This window comes from Streptomyces sp. CB02980 (assembly GCF_014451325.2).
GTDB lineage: Bacteria > Actinomycetota > Actinomycetes > Streptomycetales > Streptomycetaceae > Streptomyces.
Genome location: NZ_JACSCH020000007.1, coordinates 125,080 through 143,914 on the forward strand (window position 1 = coordinate 125,080; position 18,835 = coordinate 143,914).

Sequence of the window (18,835 nt, forward strand, 5' to 3'; positions counted from 1 at the left end):
TGACCTTCATCGTTTCGACACGTTGCGTACCCGAAACCAAGTAATTCTGTGCGCGCAAGCACGCTAGAGTTGAGCGCCTGGAGGAGTGGAGTGAGGAGCTGTACATGACCACTCGTGGGCTGGATGAGTTCGCAGGCTGGGTCGAAGGCCTGATGCGACAGCGCGGCTACGACATCGACAGCCCGCGCGGCGGCGGCAAGTCCCGGATCGCGGACGAGGCCGGGGTGCACCGGGCCGCCGTCACGCGCCTGCTGCAGCGGCAGAGCATGCCCGACCTGGAGACCATGCGCAGGATCGCCCCGCTGCTCGGGGTCTCGGTCCGCGACATGCTGATCCGGTCCGGCCGCGTGAGCCCGGAGGAGCTCCCGATGGCGGCGGATCTGCTGCCGCCGAGCGACTGGCAGCCGTCGATGGAGGACTTCGCGCGCTGGCTGGGCGTCCCCGACGACCGTATGGGCGTCTTCGTCAAGGTCGTGAACCAGTTCCTGGAGCCCGACGCGGAGGCGGAGGGGCCCGCCGGGGCCCCCGAACCCCGCCGCACGGCCCGGGACTGACCCCGGTCCCGCCCGGGACCGACCCGGTTCCGCCCGGTCCCGCCCCGGACCGGGCCCGGCCCGAAGCGATCTTGCCTGGTCCCGGCCTTCCTCGGCCGGGGCCACGTGCGCGTGGGCATTTGTTTTGACCGGAGTCCATGCGATAGGTACGCTCAAGCCTTGTGCCTGGGGTGTGCCTGGGCTCGCGTGCGTGTCCTCAACCGCAAGGCGAGTCATATATCGGCCACCGTGATCCGCGCCTTTCTGCCTTGGCGGAGAGGGCCGCGAGATTCGACACACCCGACCGCGTGGGTCGGCGAATGTTCCAGGTTAGTTTCACCGACGGCACACAGAAACCGGAGAAGTAGTGCCTACGATCCAGCAGCTGGTCCGGAAGGGCCGGCAGGACAAGGTCGAGAAGAACAAGACGCCCGCACTCGAGGGTTCCCCTCAGCGTCGCGGCGTCTGCACGCGTGTGTTCACGACCACCCCGAAGAAGCCGAACTCGGCCCTCCGTAAGGTCGCGCGTGTGCGTCTGACCTCCGGCATCGAGGTCACGGCCTACATCCCGGGTGAGGGTCACAACCTGCAGGAGCACTCCATCGTGCTCGTGCGTGGTGGCCGCGTGAAGGACCTGCCGGGTGTTCGCTACAAGATCATCCGCGGTTCCCTCGACACGCAGGGCGTCAAGAACCGTAAGCAGGCTCGCAGCCGCTACGGCGCCAAGAAGGAGAAGTAAGAATGCCTCGTAAGGGCCCCGCCCCGAAGCGCCCGGTCATCATCGACCCGGTCTACAGCTCTCCTCTTGTCACCTCGCTGATCAACAAGATCCTGCTGGACGGCAAGCGTTCCACCGCCGAGCGCATCGTGTACGGCGCCATGGAGGGTCTTCGTGAGAAGACCGGCCAGGACCCGGTCATCACGCTGAAGCGCGCTCTCGAGAACGTCAAGCCGGCCCTCGAGGTCAAGTCCCGCCGTGTCGGTGGCGCCACCTACCAGGTGCCGATCGAGGTCAAGCCGGGCCGCGCGTCCACGCTGGCCCTCCGCTGGCTCGTCGGTTACTCCCGCGCCCGTCGCGAGAAGACCATGACCGAGCGCCTCATGAACGAGCTCCTCGACGCCTCGAACGGCCTCGGTGCGGCCGTCAAGAAGCGTGAGGACACGCACAAGATGGCCGAGTCCAACAAGGCCTTCGCGCACTACCGCTGGTAGTCGCAACCCACATCGAGACCGAGAGAAGACTGAGCCGATATGGCTACCACTTCGCTTGACCTTGCCAAGGTGCGCAACATCGGCATCATGGCTCACATCGACGCGGGCAAGACGACCACCACCGAGCGGATCCTGTTCTACACCGGTGTCTCGTACAAGATCGGTGAAGTCCACGACGGCGCTGCCACGATGGACTGGATGGAGCAGGAGCAGGAGCGCGGCATCACGATCACGTCTGCCGCGACGACCTGCCACTGGCCGCTCGAGAATGTCGATCACACGATCAACATCATCGACACGCCGGGTCACGTCGACTTCACCGTCGAGGTGGAGCGTTCGCTGCGCGTGCTCGATGGTGCTGTCACCGTGTTCGACGGTGTGGCCGGCGTCGAGCCCCAGTCCGAGACTGTCTGGCGTCAGGCGGACCGCTACGGGGTTCCGCGTATCTGCTTCGTCAACAAGCTCGACCGTACGGGCGCCGAGTTCCTTCGTTGCGTCGACATGATCGTGGACCGCCTCGGCGCCGTCCCGATCGTCATGCAGCTCCCCATCGGTTCCGAGATGGACTTCCAGGGTGTTGTCGACCTCGTCCGTATGAAGGCGCTCGTCTGGTCCGCCGAGGCGACCAAGGGCGAGATGTACGACGTCGTCGACATCCCGGCCTCGCACACCGAGCTCGCCGAGGAATGGCGCGCCAAGCTGGTCGAGACCGTCGCGGAGAACGACGAGGAGCTCATGGAGCTCTTCCTCGAGGGCGTCGAGCCCACCGAGGAGCAGCTGTACGCGGCTGTCCGTCGTATCACCATCGCTTCCGGCAAGGGCAACGGCGAGAAGACGGTCACCCCCGTCTTCTGTGGCACCGCGTTCAAGAACAAGGGCGTTCAGCCCCTGCTCGACGCTGTCGTCCGTTACCTGCCGTCGCCCCTGGACGTCGAGGCCATCGAGGGCCACGACGTCAAGGACGCCGAGCTTGTCGTCAAGCGCAAGCCGTCCGACGACGAGCCGCTGTCGGCCCTCGCGTTCAAGATCGCGAGCGACCCGCACCTCGGCAAGCTCACCTTCGTCCGGATCTACTCCGGTCGCCTGGAGGCCGGCACCGCGGTGCTGAACTCCGTCAAGGGCAAGAAGGAGCGCATCGGCAAGATCTACCGCATGCACGCGAACAAGCGTGAGGAGATCGACTCGGTGGGCGCCGGCGACATCGTCGCCGTCATGGGCCTCAAGCAGACCACCACCGGTGAGACGCTGTGTGACGACAAGAACCCGGTCGTGCTGGAGTCCATGGACTTCCCGGCGCCGGTCATTCAGGTCGCCATCGAGCCCAAGTCCAAGGGTGACCAGGAGAAGCTGGGTGTCGCCATCCAGCGTCTCGCGGAGGAGGACCCCTCCTTCCAGGTGCACTCGGACGAGGAGACCGGCCAGACCATCATCGGTGGTATGGGCGAGCTTCACCTCGACATCCTCGTCGACCGCATGCGTCGCGAGTTCAAGGTCGAGGCGAACGTCGGCAAGCCGCAGGTCGCGTACCGCGAGACGATCCGCAAGACCGTCGAGCGCGTGGACTACACCCACAAGAAGCAGACCGGTGGTACCGGTCAGTTCGCCAAGGTGCAGATCGCGATCGAGCCGATCACCGAGGGCGACGCCTCGTACGAGTTCGTGAACAAGGTCACCGGTGGCCGCATCCCGAAGGAGTACATCCCTTCGGTCGACGCGGGTGCGCAGGAGGCCATGCAGTTCGGCATCCTGGCCGGCTACGAGATGACTGGCGTCCGCGTCATCCTTCTCGACGGTGGCTACCACGAGGTCGACTCCTCCGAGCTCGCGTTCAAGATCGCCGGTTCGCAGGCCTTCAAGGAGGCCGCGCGGAAGGCTTCGCCGGTCATCCTCGAGCCCATGATGTCCGTCGAGGTCACCACGCCCGAGGACTACATGGGTGAGGTCATCGGCGACATCAACTCCCGCCGTGGTCAGATTCAGGCCATGGAGGAGCGCAGCGGCGCTCGCGTCGTGAAGGGCCTCGTGCCCCTTTCGGAGATGTTCGGCTACGTCGGCGACCTCCGCAGCAAGACCTCGGGTCGCGCAAGCTACTCGATGCAGTTCGACTCCTACGCCGAGGTTCCGCGGAACGTCGCCGAGGAGATCATCGCGAAGGCCAAGGGCGAGTAACTCTTCCGAGTTCACGCTTTAGGCTTGACACCAGTCGCCGGGGCTCAGCCCCCGAAACCCGAGGGTTCGGGTCCCGGCGGATGGCATCCCAGCAAAGATCACCTGGCGCCGATGAGCAAGGCGTACAGAACCACTCCGCAGGAGGATTCAGTGGCGAAGGCAAAGTTCGAGCGGACTAAGCCGCACGTCAACATCGGCACCATCGGTCACATTGACCACGGTAAGACGACCCTCACGGCCGCCATTACCAAGGTGCTGCACGACGCGTACCCGGACCTGAACGAGGCCTCGGCCTTCGACCAGATCGACAAGGCTCCCGAGGAGCGCCAGCGCGGTATCACGATCTCGATCGCGCACGTCGAGTACCAGACGGAGTCGCGTCACTACGCGCACGTCGACTGCCCGGGTCACGCTGACTACATCAAGAACATGATCACGGGTGCCGCGCAGATGGACGGCGCCATCCTCGTGGTCGCCGCCACCGACGGCCCGATGCCGCAGACCAAGGAGCACGTGCTCCTGGCCCGCCAGGTCGGCGTTCCGTACATCGTCGTCGCCCTGAACAAGGCCGACATGGTGGACGACGAGGAGATCCTGGAGCTCGTCGAGCTCGAGGTCCGTGAGCTCCTCTCCGAGTACGAGTTCCCGGGCGACGACCTTCCGGTCGTCCGTGTCTCGGCGCTCAAGGCCCTCGAGGGCGACAAGGAGTGGGCGGACAAGCTCCTCGGCCTGATGAAGGCTGTCGACGAGTCCATCCCGCAGCCCGAGCGTGACGTCGACAAGCCGTTCCTGATGCCGATCGAGGACGTCTTCACGATCACCGGTCGTGGCACCGTCGTCACCGGTCGTATCGAGCGCGGTATCCTCAAGGTCAACGAGACCGTCGACATCATCGGCATCAAGACCGAGAAGACCACCACCACGGTCACCGGTATCGAGATGTTCCGCAAGCTGCTCGACGAGGGCCAGGCCGGCGAGAACGTCGGTCTGCTCCTCCGTGGCATCAAGCGCGAGGACGTCGAGCGCGGCCAGGTCATCATCAAGCCGGGCTCGGTCACGCCGCACACCAAGTTCGAGGCCCAGGCCTACATCCTGTCGAAGGACGAGGGTGGCCGTCACACCCCGTTCTTCAACAACTACCGCCCGCAGTTCTACTTCCGTACCACGGACGTGACCGGCGTCGTGACCCTCCCCGAGGGCACCGAGATGGTCATGCCGGGCGACAACACCGCCATGAGCGTTGAGCTGATCCAGCCCATCGCCATGGAGGAGGGCCTCAAGTTCGCCATCCGTGAGGGTGGCCGGACCGTCGGCGCCGGCCAGGTCGTCTCGATCACCGAGTAATTGGTGATCTGACCTGGTAGCTCCACGAGCTGCAGGAGAAGGCCCCGCACCTTTCGGTGCGGGGCCTTCTCGCATGTCCGGAGGAGTTACGGCCGCCAGCTCCACGGGTGTCCGTCCGCGCCCAGGCCCACCACGGTCGCCCGGCCCGCGCGCAGGTGCAGCGCCGCCGACACCGCCGGCGCCCCCGTCGGACGGGTCCGCACCCGGTCCCCGGCCCGCACCCGCAGCCGGCCGTCCGGATCCGTGCCCAGGAGCACGGTCCCCAGCGCCGCGGAGCGCGCGGCGACCACACCCCCGTAGCCGTCCAGACCGGTGTCGCCCCCGGGCCCGAGGAGTTCCCCGGTCGCCGGGCGCCGGTAGTAGAGCTCGCCGCCCGCCGACGCCACCGTGGATCCGGAGAGCGGCAGCGGCTCCGTCTGCTCGACTCCGTCCACCCAGTGCCGTACGGACTCCCGTCCCGCCGCGTGGAGGTGCACCCGGCCCGTCGCGTCGAGCGACACGGCGAGTCCGTCCTGGACCTCCGCCGCCCCGGGGAGCGTCCGCCACGGGCCCCACGCCCCGCTCGCCGCCCGCACCCGGGTCGAGACGTTCTTGTCCGCGTTCCGTACGAAGAGATGCACCCGGCCGTCGGGCGCCGCGACCGCCACCGGCGCACCGACCCGGCGCCCCCGGTCGTCCGTGCGCTCCGGATTCCCGAGCCCGCGCCAGGCCAGGAACGGGCCACCGGGGGAGCGCTGCTCCAGGAGCACCAGCTCGCGCCGGTTCCGCCCGCCGTGTCCGTCGACGGCGGAGAACCGCACCCCGAAGAGCAGCACCCGGCCGTCGCCCAGTACCGCAGAGCCGAGCGCGGGGGCGAGCGGGCCGCCGCCGAGGTCCTTCGGCTCGCCCCAGACGCCGGGCGTCGTCTCCTGCCAGCGGACCGCGCGCAGGCCGAGCACCCCGTAGGCGTCGAGGCGGCCGTCCGGCCGCTCGGCGAGCGCCGGGCCCGCGGTGGGCCAGCGGTGGTGGGTGGAGCGGACCCAGCCCTTGCGGTTGGTGAGCGGCCGTTCGCCGCCGACGCCGTAGTCGCCGCAGCCCGAGGGGTTGCCGCACTCCCAGGAGGGGTCACCGCCGTACGGGACGAGGCGGGCGGCCTTCGCCTTGAGCACCTGGGGCGGGAGGTTCTTCGGCCAGTGCCGGTTGTAGTAGCCGCGGAAGGCGGTCGTCGTGAACGCCGGTATGGGTTCGCCGTCCCGGACCGCGTCCGAGACCCAGCGGCTCAGCGCGGCCCAGGTGAAGGAGGCGACGGCCGTGTGGTCGCCGTGGTCCGAGTAGCCGGGCTGCTCCGAGTCCCGCTTGCGGGTGGCCTCGTCGCTGAGCTGGATGTCCGGGTCGGGGTCCAGGGTGTGCACGACGGTGGGCCGGTAGCGGCCGAGCAGTCCGACGAGGACGCCGACCAGCTGGTCGTAGTCGTAGGTGTCCGAACGGGTGACGGGCGAACCGGTCGACAGATGGGTCCGCAGCTCCAGGGCGCGGTCGTGCCAGAGGGCCGGCAGGGCCATGTAGCGACGGTTCGTGTGCATCGGCAGGTTGAGGAAGACCAGCTCGATCCGGTTCCGGCCGTGGACGAGGGTGTCGATCTCCGCCCGTCGGCCGCCGGGGAGCGTGAGCGCCTCGCGCTGCCAGGGCGTGAACATCGGCAGGCCGAGCGCCGCCGCGTACGACTGGCGCAGGCCCTGGTGGCGTGCCGAGGAGTAGGCGGCGCGGTCCGGGGGAGTGTCCGGCATTCCCTTGATCCGGTTCCGGCCGGTGTGCTCGCCCGCGGTCACGTACACGGAGACGAGCGGGACCCCGGCGTCGAGGAGGCGCTGGGTGTCCGGGTTCATGAAGTACAGGTCGTCGTCGGGGTGTGCGGCGACCTGCAGGAGCAGCGCCCGCCGGGTCCGTGCAGAGGCGATCGGCTTGCCGGGCGCGGGGTCGACGGTCGGCGCGGCCCTGCGCGGCTCCGGTACGGAACACCCGGCGACGGCCGAGGTGACGGCGAGGGCGGCGGCGAGAACCGCCCGCCGGCGGGGTGCTGTGGTCACGTTCGCGGTCCGTCCCCTGGGCAGTGCGGTCCCCCGTAAGACGGATGTTCGATGCCGGTGGTTGTGTGCGGACCGATCCCCGCCTGGCAGGATTCGGCCACCGGAAAGGGATCTTCGAAGATCGCCGTCGATCACGTCGATCACGTCGATCACGTCGAGGCCCGGCCGCCGGCTCCGACCAAGGGGTGACAGCGCGCCGCAGGGGCGGGCGGGACGGGGAGGACGACCACGATGAAGTACGTCGCGATGATCTACGGCAACCAGGCCAAGTGGGACGCCTTCCCCGCCGAGGCCTGGCCCGAGGCGATCGCCCGCCAGGAGGCCTTCACCAGGAAGTACTGCGAGAGCGGCGAGCTGATCGGCGCGTACGGACTCGCCGACGCGGCCGCCGCCCAGCTCGTACGGCGTGAGGGCGGCGCCCCCGCGGTCACCGACGGCCCGTACCTGGGGACCGAGGAATACCCGGCCAGCTTCTACCTGCTCGACTGCGACAGCCGGGAGCGGGCCCAGGAGATCGCCGCGGACATGCCCTTCGCGGACACCGACCCCGTCGAGCTGTGGCCGGTCCTGCACGAGTCCGCGGCGGACGTGTGAGCGACTCCGTCGAGGTCGAGGGCCTGCTGCGGACGTACGCGCCGCAGGTCCTCGGCGCGCTCGTGCGCCGGTACGGCACCTTCGACCTCTGCGAGGACGCCGTCCAGGAGGCGCTGATCGCCGCCGCCCGGCAGTGGCCCGCGGACGGCGTGCCCGACAACCCCCGCGGCTGGCTGGTCACCGTAGCCACCCGCAGGTTCGTCGACCTGGTGCGCAGCGAGGCCGCCCGCAGGCGCCGCGAGGACGCCGTGGCCCTGGCCACCCCGGACTCCGAGCTCCTCGCCCGCGCCGCGGACGAGGCTCCCGGCAGCGACCGGGACGACTCGCTCTCCCTGCTCTTCCTCTGCTGTCACCCGGAGCTGTCCCCGCCCAGCCGGATCGCGCTCACCCTGCGCGCCGTCGGCGGTCTCACCACCGCGCAGATCGCCGCCGCGTTCCTGGTGCCCGAGTCGACGATGGCGCAGCGCATCAGCCGGGCCAAGCAGACGATCAGGGCGGCGGGCGGCTCGCTCGCGCTCCCACCGGGCGAGGACCGTACGGCCCGGCTCGCCGAGGTCCGGCACGTGCTCTACCTGATCTTCAACGAGGGCTACACGGCGAGCGTCGGCGAGGAGCTGACCGCGCCCGAGCTGTCCACCGAGGCGATCCGGCTCGCGCGGCTGCTCCACCGGCTGCTGCCCGAGGACACCGAGACGGCGGGTCTGCTCGCCCTGATGCTGCTCACCGACGCCCGCAGACCGGCCCGCACGGGCCCGCACGGCGAACTGGTGCCGCTCGCGGAGCAGGACCGGGGGAGGTGGGACGGCCGGCTCGTCGCGGAGGGTGTCGAGCTGATCAGCCGCACCCTGCCCCGGGGCCAGGTCGGCCCGTACCAGCTGCAGGCGGCGATCGCGGCCGTGCACGACGAGGCGGAGACCGCCGGGGTCACCGACTGGCCGCAGATCCTCGCGCTCTACGAGCTCCTGGAGCGGACAGGGCCGAATCCGATGGTCACCCTCAACCGCGCGGTGGCCGTCGCGATGGTCGAGGGCCCCGCGGCCGGGCTCGCGCTCCTGGACGAACTCGCGCGGGACAAGCGACTGGCCCGGCACCACCGGCTGCTCGCCACCAGGGCCCATCTGCTCGAACTCCTCGGCGACAAGGAGACCGCGGCGGAGGCGTACCGGGAGGCGGCACGCCGTACGACCAGTGCCCCCGAACGCCGTCATCTCACCGCGCGGGCACGGCGCTTGGGGTGAGGCGGAGAGGGCGGTCGAGCCCCGCGCGTGCGCCCCGGCGCATGGCCGTACGTGACGTGGGGTACAGTCTTCGCTCCCGATTGGCGGTCGGATGGCCCCGTATGGCAGACTGTCGGGGTTGCTCGGTTGAGTGCCGATGCTGCGCGCCTCCCGTCGGGAGGACCGGAAGCGAGTCCCACAGTACTCGTCGTCCCTTGTCAGGGGCGGACGTACGGGAATCTTCTGGGAAGCGTCAGCGGGGTGCAGACCAGGCGCCCGGTGGGTGTTTTGCCCCCGGCCTGCGGTCATGGCGACCGTGCCCCCTTGGTTGGGAAATCCTCAGGGATTTCTGCGTAGAGGGAGTGCGACACGCCCGACCGCGTGGGTCGGAGATACGACAACGCTTTTCAGTAAGCGAAGCCGATCGGGTTCCAGAGCGTTACGAGACAAAGGACTACTAGTAGCCATGGCGGGACAGAAGATCCGCATCCGGCTCAAGGCCTACGACCACGAGGTCATCGACTCCTCGGCGAAGAAGATCGTCGAGACGGTGACCCGCACTGGTGCGTCGGTCGCAGGCCCGGTGCCGCTGCCCACTGAGAAGAACGTGTACTGCGTCATCAAGTCGCCGCACAAGTACAAGGACTCGCGCGAGCACTTCGAGATGCGCACGCACAAGCGCCTCATCGACATCCTCGACCCCACGCCGAAGACGGTTGACTCGCTCATGCGTCTCGACCTCCCGGCGGGCGTTGACATCGAGATCAAGCTCTGAGGGCGCGCGAGATGGCTAAGAACATCAAGGGCATCCTGGGCGAGAAGCTCGGCATGACGCAGGTCTGGGACGAGAACAACCGGGTTGTCCCGGTCACCGTCGTCAAGGCCGGCCCGAATGTCGTGACCCAGGTCCGTACGAACGACGTCGACGGCTACGAGTCGGTCCAGATCGCCTTCGGCGAGATCGACCCTCGCAAGGTGAACAAGCCCCTCAAGGGTCACTTCGCCAAGGCTGACGTCACCCCGCGCCGCCACCTGGTGGAGCTCCGCACCGCTGACGCCTCCGAGTACACGCTCGGCCAGGAGATCACCGCCGAGCTCTTCGAGGCCGGCGTGAAGGTCGACGTCACCGGTAAGAGCAAGGGCAAGGGCTTCGCCGGTGTCATGAAGCGCCACAACTTCCGTGGTGGCAAGGCGTCGCACGGTGCCCACCGCGTGCACCGTAAGCCCGGCTCCATCGGTGGCTGCGCCACCCCGGGTCGTGTCTTCAAGGGCATGAAGATGGCCGGTCGCATGGGCAACGAGCGTGTGACCACCCAGAACCTGACCGTCCACGCCGTTGACGCCGAGAAGGGTCTGCTGCTCATCAAGGGCGCCGTTCCCGGCCCTAACGGTGGCCTCGTCCTGGTCCGCACTGCGGCCAAGGGGGTTTGAGGAACCGATGAGCACCATTGACATCCTTTCGCCGGCAGGCGACAAGACCGGGACCGTCGAGCTCCCCGAGGAGATCTTCGGCGCCAAGGTCAGCGTTCCGCTGATCCACCAGGTCGTCGTCGCGCAGCTGGCCGCGGCCCGTCAGGGCACGCACAAGACCAAGCGTCGTGGCGAAGTCCGTGGTGGTGGCAAGAAGCCTTACCGCCAGAAGGGCACCGGCCGCGCTCGCCAGGGTTCGACCCGCGCCCCGCAGTTCGTCGGCGGTGGCGTCGTCCACGGCCCGCAGCCGCGTGACTACTCGCAGCGGACCCCGAAGAAGATGAAGGTCGCCGCCCTCCGCGGTGCCCTCTCGGACCGGGCCACCCACTCCCGCATCCACGTCGTGACCGGCGTGGTCGAGGGTGACGTCTCCACCAAGGCCGCGAAGACGCTGTTCGGCAAGATCTCGGAGCGCAAGAACCTGCTCCTGGTCGTCGAGCGCTCCGACGAGGCCGCGTGGCTGTCCGCTCGTAACCTGCCCCAGGTGCACATCCTGGAGCCGGGCCAGCTCAACACGTACGACGTGATCGTCTCCGACGACGTGGTCTTCACCAAGGCCGCCCTCGAGTCCTTCGTGTCTGGCCCCCAGACCGCTGAGACCGAAGGGAGCGACGCCTGATGACTGAGGCCGTCGTCACCAGCAAGACCTTCTCGGACCCGCGCGACATCCTGATCAAGCCGGTCGTCTCGGAGAAGAGCTACGCCCTGCTGGACGAGAACAAGTACACGTTCATCGTCGCGCCTGGCTCCAACAAGACCCAGATCAAGCAGGCCGTCGAGGCGGTCTTCTCGGTCAAGGTCACCGGGGTCAACACGATCAACCGCCAGGGCAAGCGCAAGCGCACCAAGGCCGGTTTCGGTAAGCGCAAGGACACCAAGCGCGCCATCGTGACCCTTGCTGAGGGCAACCGTATCGACATCTTCGGCGGTCCGACCGCCTAACGGCGGTCTGGATCGTCCGGAATCGGACGAGGACTGAGAAATGGGAATCCGCAAGTACAAGCCGACAACGCCGGGCCGCCGTGGCTCCTCCGTTGCCGACTTCGTCGAGATCACGCGGTCCACGCCGGAGAAGTCGCTGGTTCGCCCCCTGCACAGCAAGGGCGGCCGTAACAACACCGGTCGGATCACCGTTCGCCACCAGGGTGGTGGACACAAGCGCGCCTACCGTGTGATCGACTTCCGTCGTCACGACAAGGACGGCGTGCCGGCCAAGGTCGCTCACATCGAGTACGACCCCAACCGCACCGCGCGCATCGCGCTGCTCCACTACGTGGACGGCGAGAAGCGCTACATCATCGCCCCCAAGGGTCTGACGCAGGGTGACCGCGTCGAGAACGGCCCCGGCGCGGACATCAAGCCCGGCAACAACCTGGCGCTCCGCAACATCCCGGTCGGTACCACGATCCACGCGATCGAGCTCCGTCCCGGTGGCGGCGCCAAGTTCGCACGCTCCGCTGGTGCCTCTGTGCAGCTGCTGGCGAAGGAGGGCACGATGGCCCACCTTCGTATGCCGTCCGGTGAGATCCGTCTCGTCGACGCCCGCTGCCGCGCCACGATCGGCGAGGTCGGCAACGCCGAGCAGTCGAACATCAACTGGGGCAAGGCCGGCCGTAAGCGCTGGCTGGGCGTCCGCCCGACCGTCCGCGGTGTGGCGATGAACCCGGTTGACCACCCGCACGGTGGTGGTGAGGGTAAGACCTCCGGTGGTCGCCACCCGGTCTCCCCGTGGGGTCAGAAGGAGGGTCGTACTCGCTCGCCGAAGAAGGCTTCGAGCAAGTACATCGTCCGCCGCCGCAAGACGAACAAGAAGCGCTAGGAGCGGGTTTAGATGCCGCGCAGTCTCAAGAAGGGACCCTTCGTCGACGGACACCTCGTAAAGAAGGTGGACGTACAGAACGAAGCCGGTACCAAGAACGTCATCAAGACCTGGTCCCGTCGCTCGATGATCATCCCGGCCATGCTCGGCCACACGATCGCGGTGCACAACGGCAAGACCCACATTCCGGTGTTTGTCACCGAGTCGATGGTCGGCCACAAGCTCGGCGAGTTCTCGCCGACGCGCACCTTCCGGGGTCACGTGAAGGACGACCGGAAGTCGAAGCGCCGCTAGTAGCGGGGTGGAATCGACCATGACAGACACTGGAAGGACAACCATGGAAGCCAGGGCCCAGGCGCGGTACATCCGCGTCACGCCCATGAAGGCCCGCCGAGTGGTGGACCTTATCCGTGGCATGGACGCCACGGAGGCTCAGGCGGTCCTGCGTTTCGCCCCGCAGGCCGCGAGCGTGCCGGTTGGCAAGGTGCTGGACAGCGCCATTGCCAACGCTGCACACAACTACGACCACACGGACGCCTCTTCGCTGATCATCAGCGAGGCGTTTGTGGATGAGGGCCCGACCCTGAAGCGGTTCCGTCCGCGTGCTCAGGGCCGTGCCTACCGGATCCGTAAGCGGACCAGCCACATCACCGTGGTCGTCAGCAGCAAGGAAGGAACCCGGTAATGGGCCAGAAGGTTAACCCGCATGGGTTCCGGCTCGGCATCACCACGGACTTCAAGTCCCGTTGGTACGCCGACAAGCTGTACAAGGACTACGTCAAGGAAGACGTCGCCATCCGTCGGATGATGACGTCCGGCATGGAGCGCGCCGGCATCTCGAAGGTTGAGATCGAGCGCACCCGTGACCGCGTGCGGGTGGACATCCACACCGCGCGTCCCGGCATCGTCATCGGCCGCCGTGGCGCCGAGGCCGACCGCATCCGCGGCGACCTCGAGAAGCTCACGGGCAAGCAGGTCCAGCTGAACATCCTCGAGGTCAAGAACCCCGAGATGGACGCTCAGCTGGTTGCTCAGGCCGTTGCCGAGCAGCTCTCCTCCCGCGTCTCCTTCCGTCGCGCCATGCGTAAGAGCATGCAGGGCACGATGAAGGCCGGCGCCAAGGGCATCAAGATCCAGTGTGGCGGTCGTCTCGGCGGCGCCGAGATGTCCCGCTCCGAGTTCTACCGCGAGGGTCGTGTGCCGCTGCACACGCTCCGCGCGAACGTGGACTACGGCTTCTTCGAGGCCAAGACGACCTTCGGTCGCATTGGCGTCAAGGTCTGGATCTACAAGGGCGACGTCAAGAACATCGCCGAGGTCCGCGCCGAGAACGCTGCGGCCCGTGCGGGTAACCGCCCGGCCCGTGGTGCCGGCGCTGGCGACCGCCCGGCCGGCCGTGGTGGCCGTGGTGGCGAGCGTGGCGGCCGCGGCCGCAAGCCGCAGCAGCAGTCCGCGCCGGCTGCCGAGGCCCCCAAGGCCGACGCTCCCGCCGCCGCTGCCGCTCCGGCTGAGAGCACCGGAACGGAGGCCTGACCGAAATGCTGATCCCCCGTAGGGTCAAGCACCGCAAGCAGCACCACCCCAAGCGCTCGGGTATGAGCAAGGGTGGTACGCAGGTTGCGTTCGGCGAGTACGGCATTCAGGCCCTCACGCCGGCGTACGTGACGAACCGCCAGATCGAGGCTGCTCGTATCGCGATGACCCGCCACATCAAGCGTGGCGGCAAGGTCTGGATCAACATCTACCCGGACCGCCCCCTGACGAAGAAGCCTGCCGAGACCCGCATGGGTTCCGGTAAGGGTTCTCCGGAGTGGTGGATCGCGAACGTCAAGCCGGGTCGGGTGATGTTCGAACTGTCCTACCCGAACGAGAAGATCGCGCGCGAGGCCCTGACCCGTGCGGCCCACAAGCTGCCGATGAAGTGCAAGATCGTTAAGCGCGAAGCAGGTGAGCTGTGATGTCGGCCGGTACCAAGGCGTCCGAGCTGCGCGAGCTGGGCAACGAGGAGCTTCTCAACAAGCTCCGCGAGGCCAAGGAAGAGCTGTTCAACCTCCGCTTCCAGGCGGCGACGGGTCAGCTCGAGAACCACGGCCGGCTCAAGTCCGTCCGTAAGGACATCGCCCGGATCTACACCCTGATGCGTGAGCGCGAGCTGGGCATCGAGACGGTGGAGAACGCCTGATGAGCGAGAGCAACGTGACTGAGAAGACCGAGCGCAACGCTCGCAAGGTCCGCGAGGGCCTGGTCGTCAGCGACAAGATGGACAAGACCGTCGTCGTCGCTGTCGAGGACCGCGTCAAGCACGCGCTGTACGGCAAGGTCATCCGCCGTACGAACAAGCTCAAGGCTCATGACGAGCAGAACGCTGCCGGCATCGGCGACCGCGTCCTCCTGATGGAGACCCGGAAGCTGTCCGCCACGAAGCACTGGCGCGTCATCGAGATCCTCGAGAAGGCCAAGTAAGGAATTTCCCGCAAGGGAAATCCACATGTTCAGCCTGAGGGGTTTCCCGCAGGTCAGTTCCGCCAGGCTCGGTGGGGTTGCGCTGATCGCTTAGCGCAACCCCGCCGGGAACCGGCAGACAAATCAGGAGATAGACGTGATCCAGCAGGAGTCGCGACTGCGTGTCGCCGACAACACTGGTGCCAAGGAGATCCTTTGCATCCGTGTTCTCGGTGGCTCGGGTCGCCGCTACGCGGGCATCGGTGACGTCATCGTCGCCACCGTCAAGGACGCGATCCCCGGTGGCAACGTGAAGAAGGGTGACGTCGTCAAGGCGGTCATCGTTCGCACCGTCAAGGAGCGCCGCCGCCAGGACGGCTCGTACATCCGCTTCGACGAGAACGCCGCTGTCATTCTCAAGAACGACGGCGACCCTCGTGGCACCCGTATCTTCGGCCCGGTCGGCCGTGAGCTGCGCGAGAAGAAGTTCATGAAGATCATCTCGCTCGCGCCGGAGGTGCTGTAAGCATGAAGATCAAGAAGGGCGACCTGGTCCAGGTCATCACCGGTAAGGACAAGGGCAAGCAGGGCAAGGTCATCACGGCCTTCCCCCGCGAGAACCGCGTCCTCGTCGAGGGTGTCAACCGGGTCAAGAAGCACACGAAGGCCGGCCCGTCGCAGGCCGGTGGCATCGTCACGACCGAGGCTCCGGTCCACGTCTCCAACGTCCAGCTGGTCGTGGAGAAGGACGGCAAGAAGGTCGTCACGCGTGTCGGATTCCGCTTCGACGACGAGGGCAACAAGATCCGCGTTGCCAAGCGGACGGGTGAGGACATCTGATGGCTACCACCACTCCGCGTCTCAAGACGAAGTACCGCGAGGAGATCGCGGGCAAGCTGCGTGAGGAGTTCTCCTACGAGAACGTCATGCAGGTTCCCGGCCTCGTGAAGATCGTGGTCAACATGGGTGTCGGCGACGCCGCCCGTGACTCGAAGCTCATGGACGGTGCCGTCCGTGACCTGACCACCATCACCGGTCAGAAGCCGGCCGTCACCAAGGCCCGCAAGTCCATCGCGCAGTTCAAGCTTCGCGAAGGACAGCCGATCGGTGCGCACGTCACCCTCCGTGGCGACCGCATGTGGGAGTTCCTGGACCGCACCCTGTCGCTCGCGCTTCCGCGCATCCGCGACTTCCGTGGTCTGTCCCCCAAGCAGTTCGACGGGCGTGGCAACTACACCTTCGGTCTCACGGAGCAGGTCATGTTCCACGAGATCGACCAGGACAAGATCGACCGTGTCCGGGGTATGGACATCACCGTGGTGACCACGGCGACCAACGACGACGAGGGCCGTGCCCTTCTGCGTCACCTCGGCTTCCCGTTCAAGGAGGCGTAAGCGAGATGGCGAAGAAGGCTCTCATCGCGAAGGCTGCTCGCAAGCCCAAGTTCGGCGTGCGTGGCTACACGCGCTGCCAGCGCTGTGGTCGTCCCCACTCCGTGTACCGCAAGTTCGGCCTGTGCCGCGTGTGCCTTCGTGAGATGGCTCACCGTGGCGAGCTGCCGGGCGTGACCAAGAGCTCCTGGTAATCCCTTACTTGGGATGACCGGAGTCTCTCGGTAAGCACTGGGTTGTCGGATGCCCATCGCTCCATGGCTTAGGCTAGGAGGGTTGGGCGTCCGTCGCCCGTACGACTTACTACGCCGTAGGTCCCCGCGCCGCACCCGTCCCGCCCCTGTGTGGGGAGAGGGATGGCGCACTGGAAACCCCGGCGAGAGAGGCCGAAGGCCAATTCATGACCATGACTGATCCGATCGCGGACATGCTGACTCGTCTGCGTAACGCGAACTCGGCATACCACGACTCCGTGACGATGCCGCACAGCAAGATCAAGTCTCACATCGCGGAAATCCTCCAGCAGGAGGGCTTCATCACGGGCTGGAAGGTCGAGGACGCCGAGGTCGGCAAGAACCTCGTCCTCGAGCTCAAGTTCGGTCCGAACCGTGAGCGCTCCATCGCGGGCATCAAGCGGATCTCGAAGCCCGGTCTCCGGGTTTACGCGAAGTCCACCAACCTGCCGAAGGTCCTCGGCGGCCTGGGCGTGGCGATCATCTCCACGTCCCACGGTCTCCTGACCGGCCAGCAGGCAGGCAAGAAGGGCGTAGGTGGGGAAGTCCTCGCCTACGTCTGGTAGTCGGGAAAGGAAGGAAAGCTCATGTCGCGTATTGGCAAGCTGCCTATCCCGGTTCCCGCCGGCGTGGACGTCACCATCGATGGCCGCACGGTCACGGTGAAGGGTTCCAAGGGCACCCTGAGCCACACCGTTGCCGCTCCGATCGAGATCGTTAAGGGCGAGGAGGGCGTTCTGAACGTCTCTCGTCCGAACGACGAGCGTCAGAACAAGGCCCTTCACGGCCTGTCCCGCACGCTGGTGGCCAACATGATCACCGGTGTGACCCAGGGTTACGTGAAGGCGCTCGAGATCAGCGGTGTCGGTTACCGCGTGGCCGCGAAGGGCTCCAACCTGGAGTTCCAGCTCGGCTACAGCCACCCGATCCTGGTCGAGGCGCCCGAGGGCATCTCGTTCAAGGTCGAGTCGCCGACCAAGTTTTCGGTCGAGGGCATCGACAAGCAGAAGGTCGGCGAGGTCGCGGCGAACATCCGCAAGCTGCGGAAGCCCGACCCGTACAAGGCCAAGGGCGTCAAGTACGCCGGCGAGGTCATCCGCCGCAAGGTCGGAAAGGCTGGTAAGTAAGCCATGGCATACGGTGTGAAGATCGCCAAGGGCGACGCTTACAAGCGTGCCGCCAAGGCGCGCCGCCACATCCGCATCCGCAAGAACGTGTCGGGTACGGCGGAGCGTCCGCGCCTCGTCGTGACGCGTTCGAACCGCGGCATCACCGCTCAGGTCATCGACGACCTCAAGGGTCACACCCTTGCGTCTGCGTCGAACCTGGACGCGTCGATCCGCGGTGGCGAGGGTGACAAGTCCGCGCAGGCCAAGCAGGTCGGAGCTCTCGTCGCCGAGCGCGCCAAGGCCGCTGGCGTCGAGGCTGTCGTGTTCGACCGTGGTGGCAACAGGTACGCCGGGCGCATTGCCGCTCTGGCTGACGCCGCCCGCGAAGCCGGGCTGAAGTTCTAAGCCCCGGTTCCGGGACTAACGGACGTAACAGAGAGAGGTAAATCCAATGGCTGGACCCCAGCGCCGCGGAAGCGGTGCCGGTGGCGGCGAGCGGCGGGACCGGAAGGGCCGCGACGGTGGCGCTGCCGCCGAGAAGACCGCGTACGTTGAGCGCGTTGTCGCGATCAACCGCGTCGCCAAGGTTGTCAAGGGTGGTCGCCGCTTCAGCTTCACCGCGCTGGTCGTGGTGGGCGACGGTGACGGCACCGTAGGTGTCGGTTACGGCAAGGCCAAGGAAGTTCCCGCGGCCATCGCCAAGGGTGTCGAGGAAGCCAAGAAGAACTTCTTCAAGGTTCCGCGCATCCAGGGCACCATCCCTCACCCGATCCAGGGCGAGAAGGCTGCGGGCGTCGTCCTGCTCAAGCCGGCTTCCCCCGGTACCGGTGTTATCGCCGGTGGCCCGGTGCGCGCCGTGCTCGAGTGCGCCGGCGTTCACGACATCCTGTCGAAGTCGCTCGGCTCCGACAACGCGATCAACATCGTGCACGCGACCGTGGCGGCCCTCAAGGGCCTGCAGCGTCCCGAGGAGATCGCGGCTCGCCGTGGTCTGCCCCTCGAGGACGTCGCCCCCGCGGCTCTGCTCCGTGCACGTGCTGGGGCGGGTGCGTAATGGCTCGCCTCAAGGTCACGCAGACGAAGTCGTACATCGGCAGCAAGCAGAACCACCGCGACACCCTGCGTTCGCTCGGCCTCAAGAAGGTCAACGACGTGGTTGTCAAGGAGGATCGTCCCGAGTTCCGCGGCATGGTGCACACCGTCCGCCACCTCGTGACGGTCGAGGAGGTTGACTGA

Annotated in this window: 28 protein-coding genes; 27 read left to right on the forward strand and 1 reads right to left on the reverse strand. The window is 67.1% G+C overall.

Going from position 1 to position 18,835, the window contains the following annotated elements; translation table 11 throughout:
- Positions 1 to 104 precede the first annotated feature (104 nt).
- The 5 genes from E0F75_RS16865 to tuf all read left to right on the forward strand — a co-directional run bounded on the left by E0F75_RS16865 (position 105) and on the right by tuf (position 5,258).
- On the forward strand, positions 105 to 554 hold the full coding sequence (locus tag E0F75_RS16865; protein WP_187623352.1) for a helix-turn-helix transcriptional regulator: 450 nt from the start codon (positions 105 to 107) through the stop codon (positions 552 to 554).
- Positions 555 to 900: 346 nt separating this feature from the next.
- Complete coding sequence (rpsL, locus tag E0F75_RS16870) at positions 901 to 1,272, forward strand: 30S ribosomal protein S12 (RefSeq protein WP_003948652.1); 372 nt, start codon at positions 901 to 903, stop codon at positions 1,270 to 1,272.
- Between the two features lie 2 nt (positions 1,273 to 1,274).
- Complete coding sequence (gene rpsG, locus E0F75_RS16875; protein WP_015035567.1) at positions 1,275 to 1,745, forward strand: 30S ribosomal protein S7; 471 nt, start codon at positions 1,275 to 1,277, stop codon at positions 1,743 to 1,745.
- Between the two features lie 39 nt (positions 1,746 to 1,784).
- A complete protein-coding gene (gene fusA, locus E0F75_RS16880) occupies positions 1,785 to 3,914 on the forward strand; it encodes an elongation factor G (protein WP_187623353.1) in 2,130 nt (709 codons plus the stop codon).
- 150 nt (positions 3,915 to 4,064) lie between these two features.
- Entirely contained in the window at positions 4,065 to 5,258 is a 1,194-nt protein-coding gene (tuf, locus tag E0F75_RS16885; RefSeq protein ID WP_030213992.1) for an elongation factor Tu, read from the forward strand.
- A gap of 86 nt (positions 5,259 to 5,344) precedes the next feature.
- Here tuf and E0F75_RS16890 read toward each other — a convergent pair whose 3' ends face one another.
- On the reverse strand, positions 5,345 to 7,324 hold the full coding sequence (locus E0F75_RS16890) for a PIG-L family deacetylase (RefSeq protein WP_187623354.1): 1,980 nt from the start codon (positions 7,322 to 7,324) through the stop codon (positions 5,345 to 5,347).
- Between the two features lie 231 nt (positions 7,325 to 7,555).
- On the opposite strand from E0F75_RS16890, the gene E0F75_RS16895 reads away from it, so the two are divergent.
- The 22 genes from E0F75_RS16895 (at position 7,556) to rpmD (ending at position 18,835) form a co-directional block, all read left to right on the forward strand.
- Positions 7,556 to 7,918, forward strand: coding sequence for a YciI family protein (locus E0F75_RS16895; RefSeq protein ID WP_187623355.1), 363 nt, complete (start codon positions 7,556 to 7,558; stop codon positions 7,916 to 7,918).
- Positions 7,915 to 9,156 carry an RNA polymerase sigma factor gene (locus E0F75_RS16900; RefSeq protein WP_187623356.1) on the forward strand — a complete coding sequence of 414 codons (1,242 nt, stop codon included), beginning with the start codon at positions 7,915 to 7,917 and terminating at the stop codon, positions 9,154 to 9,156. Before E0F75_RS16895 ends, E0F75_RS16900 begins: the two co-directional genes overlap by 4 nt.
- Positions 9,157 to 9,601: 445 nt before the next feature.
- Positions 9,602 to 9,910, forward strand: a complete 309-nt coding sequence (rpsJ, locus tag E0F75_RS16905; RefSeq protein ID WP_003948644.1) for a 30S ribosomal protein S10 — start codon at positions 9,602 to 9,604, stop codon at positions 9,908 to 9,910.
- 11 nt (positions 9,911 to 9,921) lie between these two features.
- The gene (gene rplC / locus E0F75_RS16910) at positions 9,922 to 10,566 is read left to right on the forward strand and encodes a 50S ribosomal protein L3 (RefSeq protein WP_024755405.1); all 645 of its coding nucleotides are present in this window, start codon (positions 9,922 to 9,924) and stop codon (positions 10,564 to 10,566) included.
- 7 nt (positions 10,567 to 10,573) lie between these two features.
- A complete protein-coding gene (gene rplD, locus E0F75_RS16915; protein ID WP_187623357.1) occupies positions 10,574 to 11,224 on the forward strand; it encodes a 50S ribosomal protein L4 in 651 nt (216 codons plus the stop codon).
- Positions 11,224 to 11,547, forward strand: a complete 324-nt coding sequence (gene rplW / locus E0F75_RS16920) for a 50S ribosomal protein L23 (protein ID WP_015035575.1) — start codon at positions 11,224 to 11,226, stop codon at positions 11,545 to 11,547. Before rplD ends, rplW begins: the two co-directional genes overlap by 1 nt.
- A 40-nt stretch (positions 11,548 to 11,587) precedes the next feature.
- Complete coding sequence (rplB, locus tag E0F75_RS16925; RefSeq protein ID WP_030318653.1) at positions 11,588 to 12,424, forward strand: 50S ribosomal protein L2; 837 nt, start codon at positions 11,588 to 11,590, stop codon at positions 12,422 to 12,424.
- 12 nt (positions 12,425 to 12,436) lie between these two features.
- Positions 12,437 to 12,718, forward strand: coding sequence for a 30S ribosomal protein S19 (gene rpsS / locus E0F75_RS16930; RefSeq protein ID WP_024755409.1), 282 nt, complete (start codon positions 12,437 to 12,439; stop codon positions 12,716 to 12,718).
- 43 nt (positions 12,719 to 12,761) lie between these two features.
- Complete coding sequence (gene rplV, locus E0F75_RS16935; RefSeq protein ID WP_187623358.1) at positions 12,762 to 13,109, forward strand: 50S ribosomal protein L22; 348 nt, start codon at positions 12,762 to 12,764, stop codon at positions 13,107 to 13,109.
- Positions 13,109 to 13,957, forward strand: a complete 849-nt coding sequence (gene rpsC / locus E0F75_RS16940; RefSeq protein ID WP_017239578.1) for a 30S ribosomal protein S3 — start codon at positions 13,109 to 13,111, stop codon at positions 13,955 to 13,957. The genes rplV and rpsC overlap by 1 nt, the downstream gene beginning before the upstream one ends.
- 5 nt (positions 13,958 to 13,962) lie before the next feature.
- Positions 13,963 to 14,382, forward strand: coding sequence for a 50S ribosomal protein L16 (gene rplP / locus E0F75_RS16945; RefSeq protein ID WP_015035580.1), 420 nt, complete (start codon positions 13,963 to 13,965; stop codon positions 14,380 to 14,382).
- Positions 14,382 to 14,606 carry a 50S ribosomal protein L29 gene (gene rpmC, locus E0F75_RS16950; RefSeq protein WP_017239580.1) on the forward strand — a complete coding sequence of 75 codons (225 nt, stop codon included), beginning with the start codon at positions 14,382 to 14,384 and terminating at the stop codon, positions 14,604 to 14,606. The genes rplP and rpmC overlap by 1 nt, the downstream gene beginning before the upstream one ends.
- A complete protein-coding gene (gene rpsQ / locus E0F75_RS16955; RefSeq protein ID WP_015035582.1) occupies positions 14,606 to 14,887 on the forward strand; it encodes a 30S ribosomal protein S17 in 282 nt (93 codons plus the stop codon). Before rpmC ends, rpsQ begins: the two co-directional genes overlap by 1 nt.
- A 136-nt stretch (positions 14,888 to 15,023) precedes the next feature.
- Entirely contained in the window at positions 15,024 to 15,392 is a 369-nt protein-coding gene (rplN, locus tag E0F75_RS16960; RefSeq protein WP_003956455.1) for a 50S ribosomal protein L14, read from the forward strand.
- Positions 15,393 to 15,394: 2 nt separating this feature from the next.
- Entirely contained in the window at positions 15,395 to 15,706 is a 312-nt protein-coding gene (rplX, locus tag E0F75_RS16965) for a 50S ribosomal protein L24 (protein WP_024755412.1), read from the forward strand.
- A complete protein-coding gene (gene rplE / locus E0F75_RS16970) occupies positions 15,703 to 16,260 on the forward strand; it encodes a 50S ribosomal protein L5 (protein WP_106975815.1) in 558 nt (185 codons plus the stop codon). The genes rplX and rplE overlap by 4 nt, the downstream gene beginning before the upstream one ends.
- A gap of 5 nt (positions 16,261 to 16,265) precedes the next feature.
- Positions 16,266 to 16,451 (forward strand): type Z 30S ribosomal protein S14, encoded by a 186-nt coding sequence (locus E0F75_RS16975; protein WP_003948630.1) that lies wholly within the window; start codon positions 16,266 to 16,268, stop codon positions 16,449 to 16,451.
- Positions 16,452 to 16,657: 206 nt separating this feature from the next.
- Positions 16,658 to 17,056 carry a 30S ribosomal protein S8 gene (rpsH, locus tag E0F75_RS16980; protein ID WP_015035585.1) on the forward strand — a complete coding sequence of 133 codons (399 nt, stop codon included), beginning with the start codon at positions 16,658 to 16,660 and terminating at the stop codon, positions 17,054 to 17,056.
- Between the two features lie 21 nt (positions 17,057 to 17,077).
- Positions 17,078 to 17,617, forward strand: coding sequence for a 50S ribosomal protein L6 (rplF, locus tag E0F75_RS16985; RefSeq protein WP_187623359.1), 540 nt, complete (start codon positions 17,078 to 17,080; stop codon positions 17,615 to 17,617).
- 3 nt (positions 17,618 to 17,620) lie between these two features.
- Positions 17,621 to 18,004: a 50S ribosomal protein L18 gene (gene rplR / locus E0F75_RS16990; protein ID WP_015035587.1), complete on the forward strand. Its 384-nt coding sequence runs from the start codon at positions 17,621 to 17,623 to the stop codon at positions 18,002 to 18,004.
- A gap of 46 nt (positions 18,005 to 18,050) precedes the next feature.
- On the forward strand, positions 18,051 to 18,653 hold the full coding sequence (gene rpsE, locus E0F75_RS16995; RefSeq protein ID WP_017239585.1) for a 30S ribosomal protein S5: 603 nt from the start codon (positions 18,051 to 18,053) through the stop codon (positions 18,651 to 18,653).
- Positions 18,653 to 18,835 (forward strand): 50S ribosomal protein L30, encoded by a 183-nt coding sequence (gene rpmD, locus E0F75_RS17000; protein ID WP_015035589.1) that lies wholly within the window; start codon positions 18,653 to 18,655, stop codon positions 18,833 to 18,835. The genes rpsE and rpmD overlap by 1 nt, the downstream gene beginning before the upstream one ends.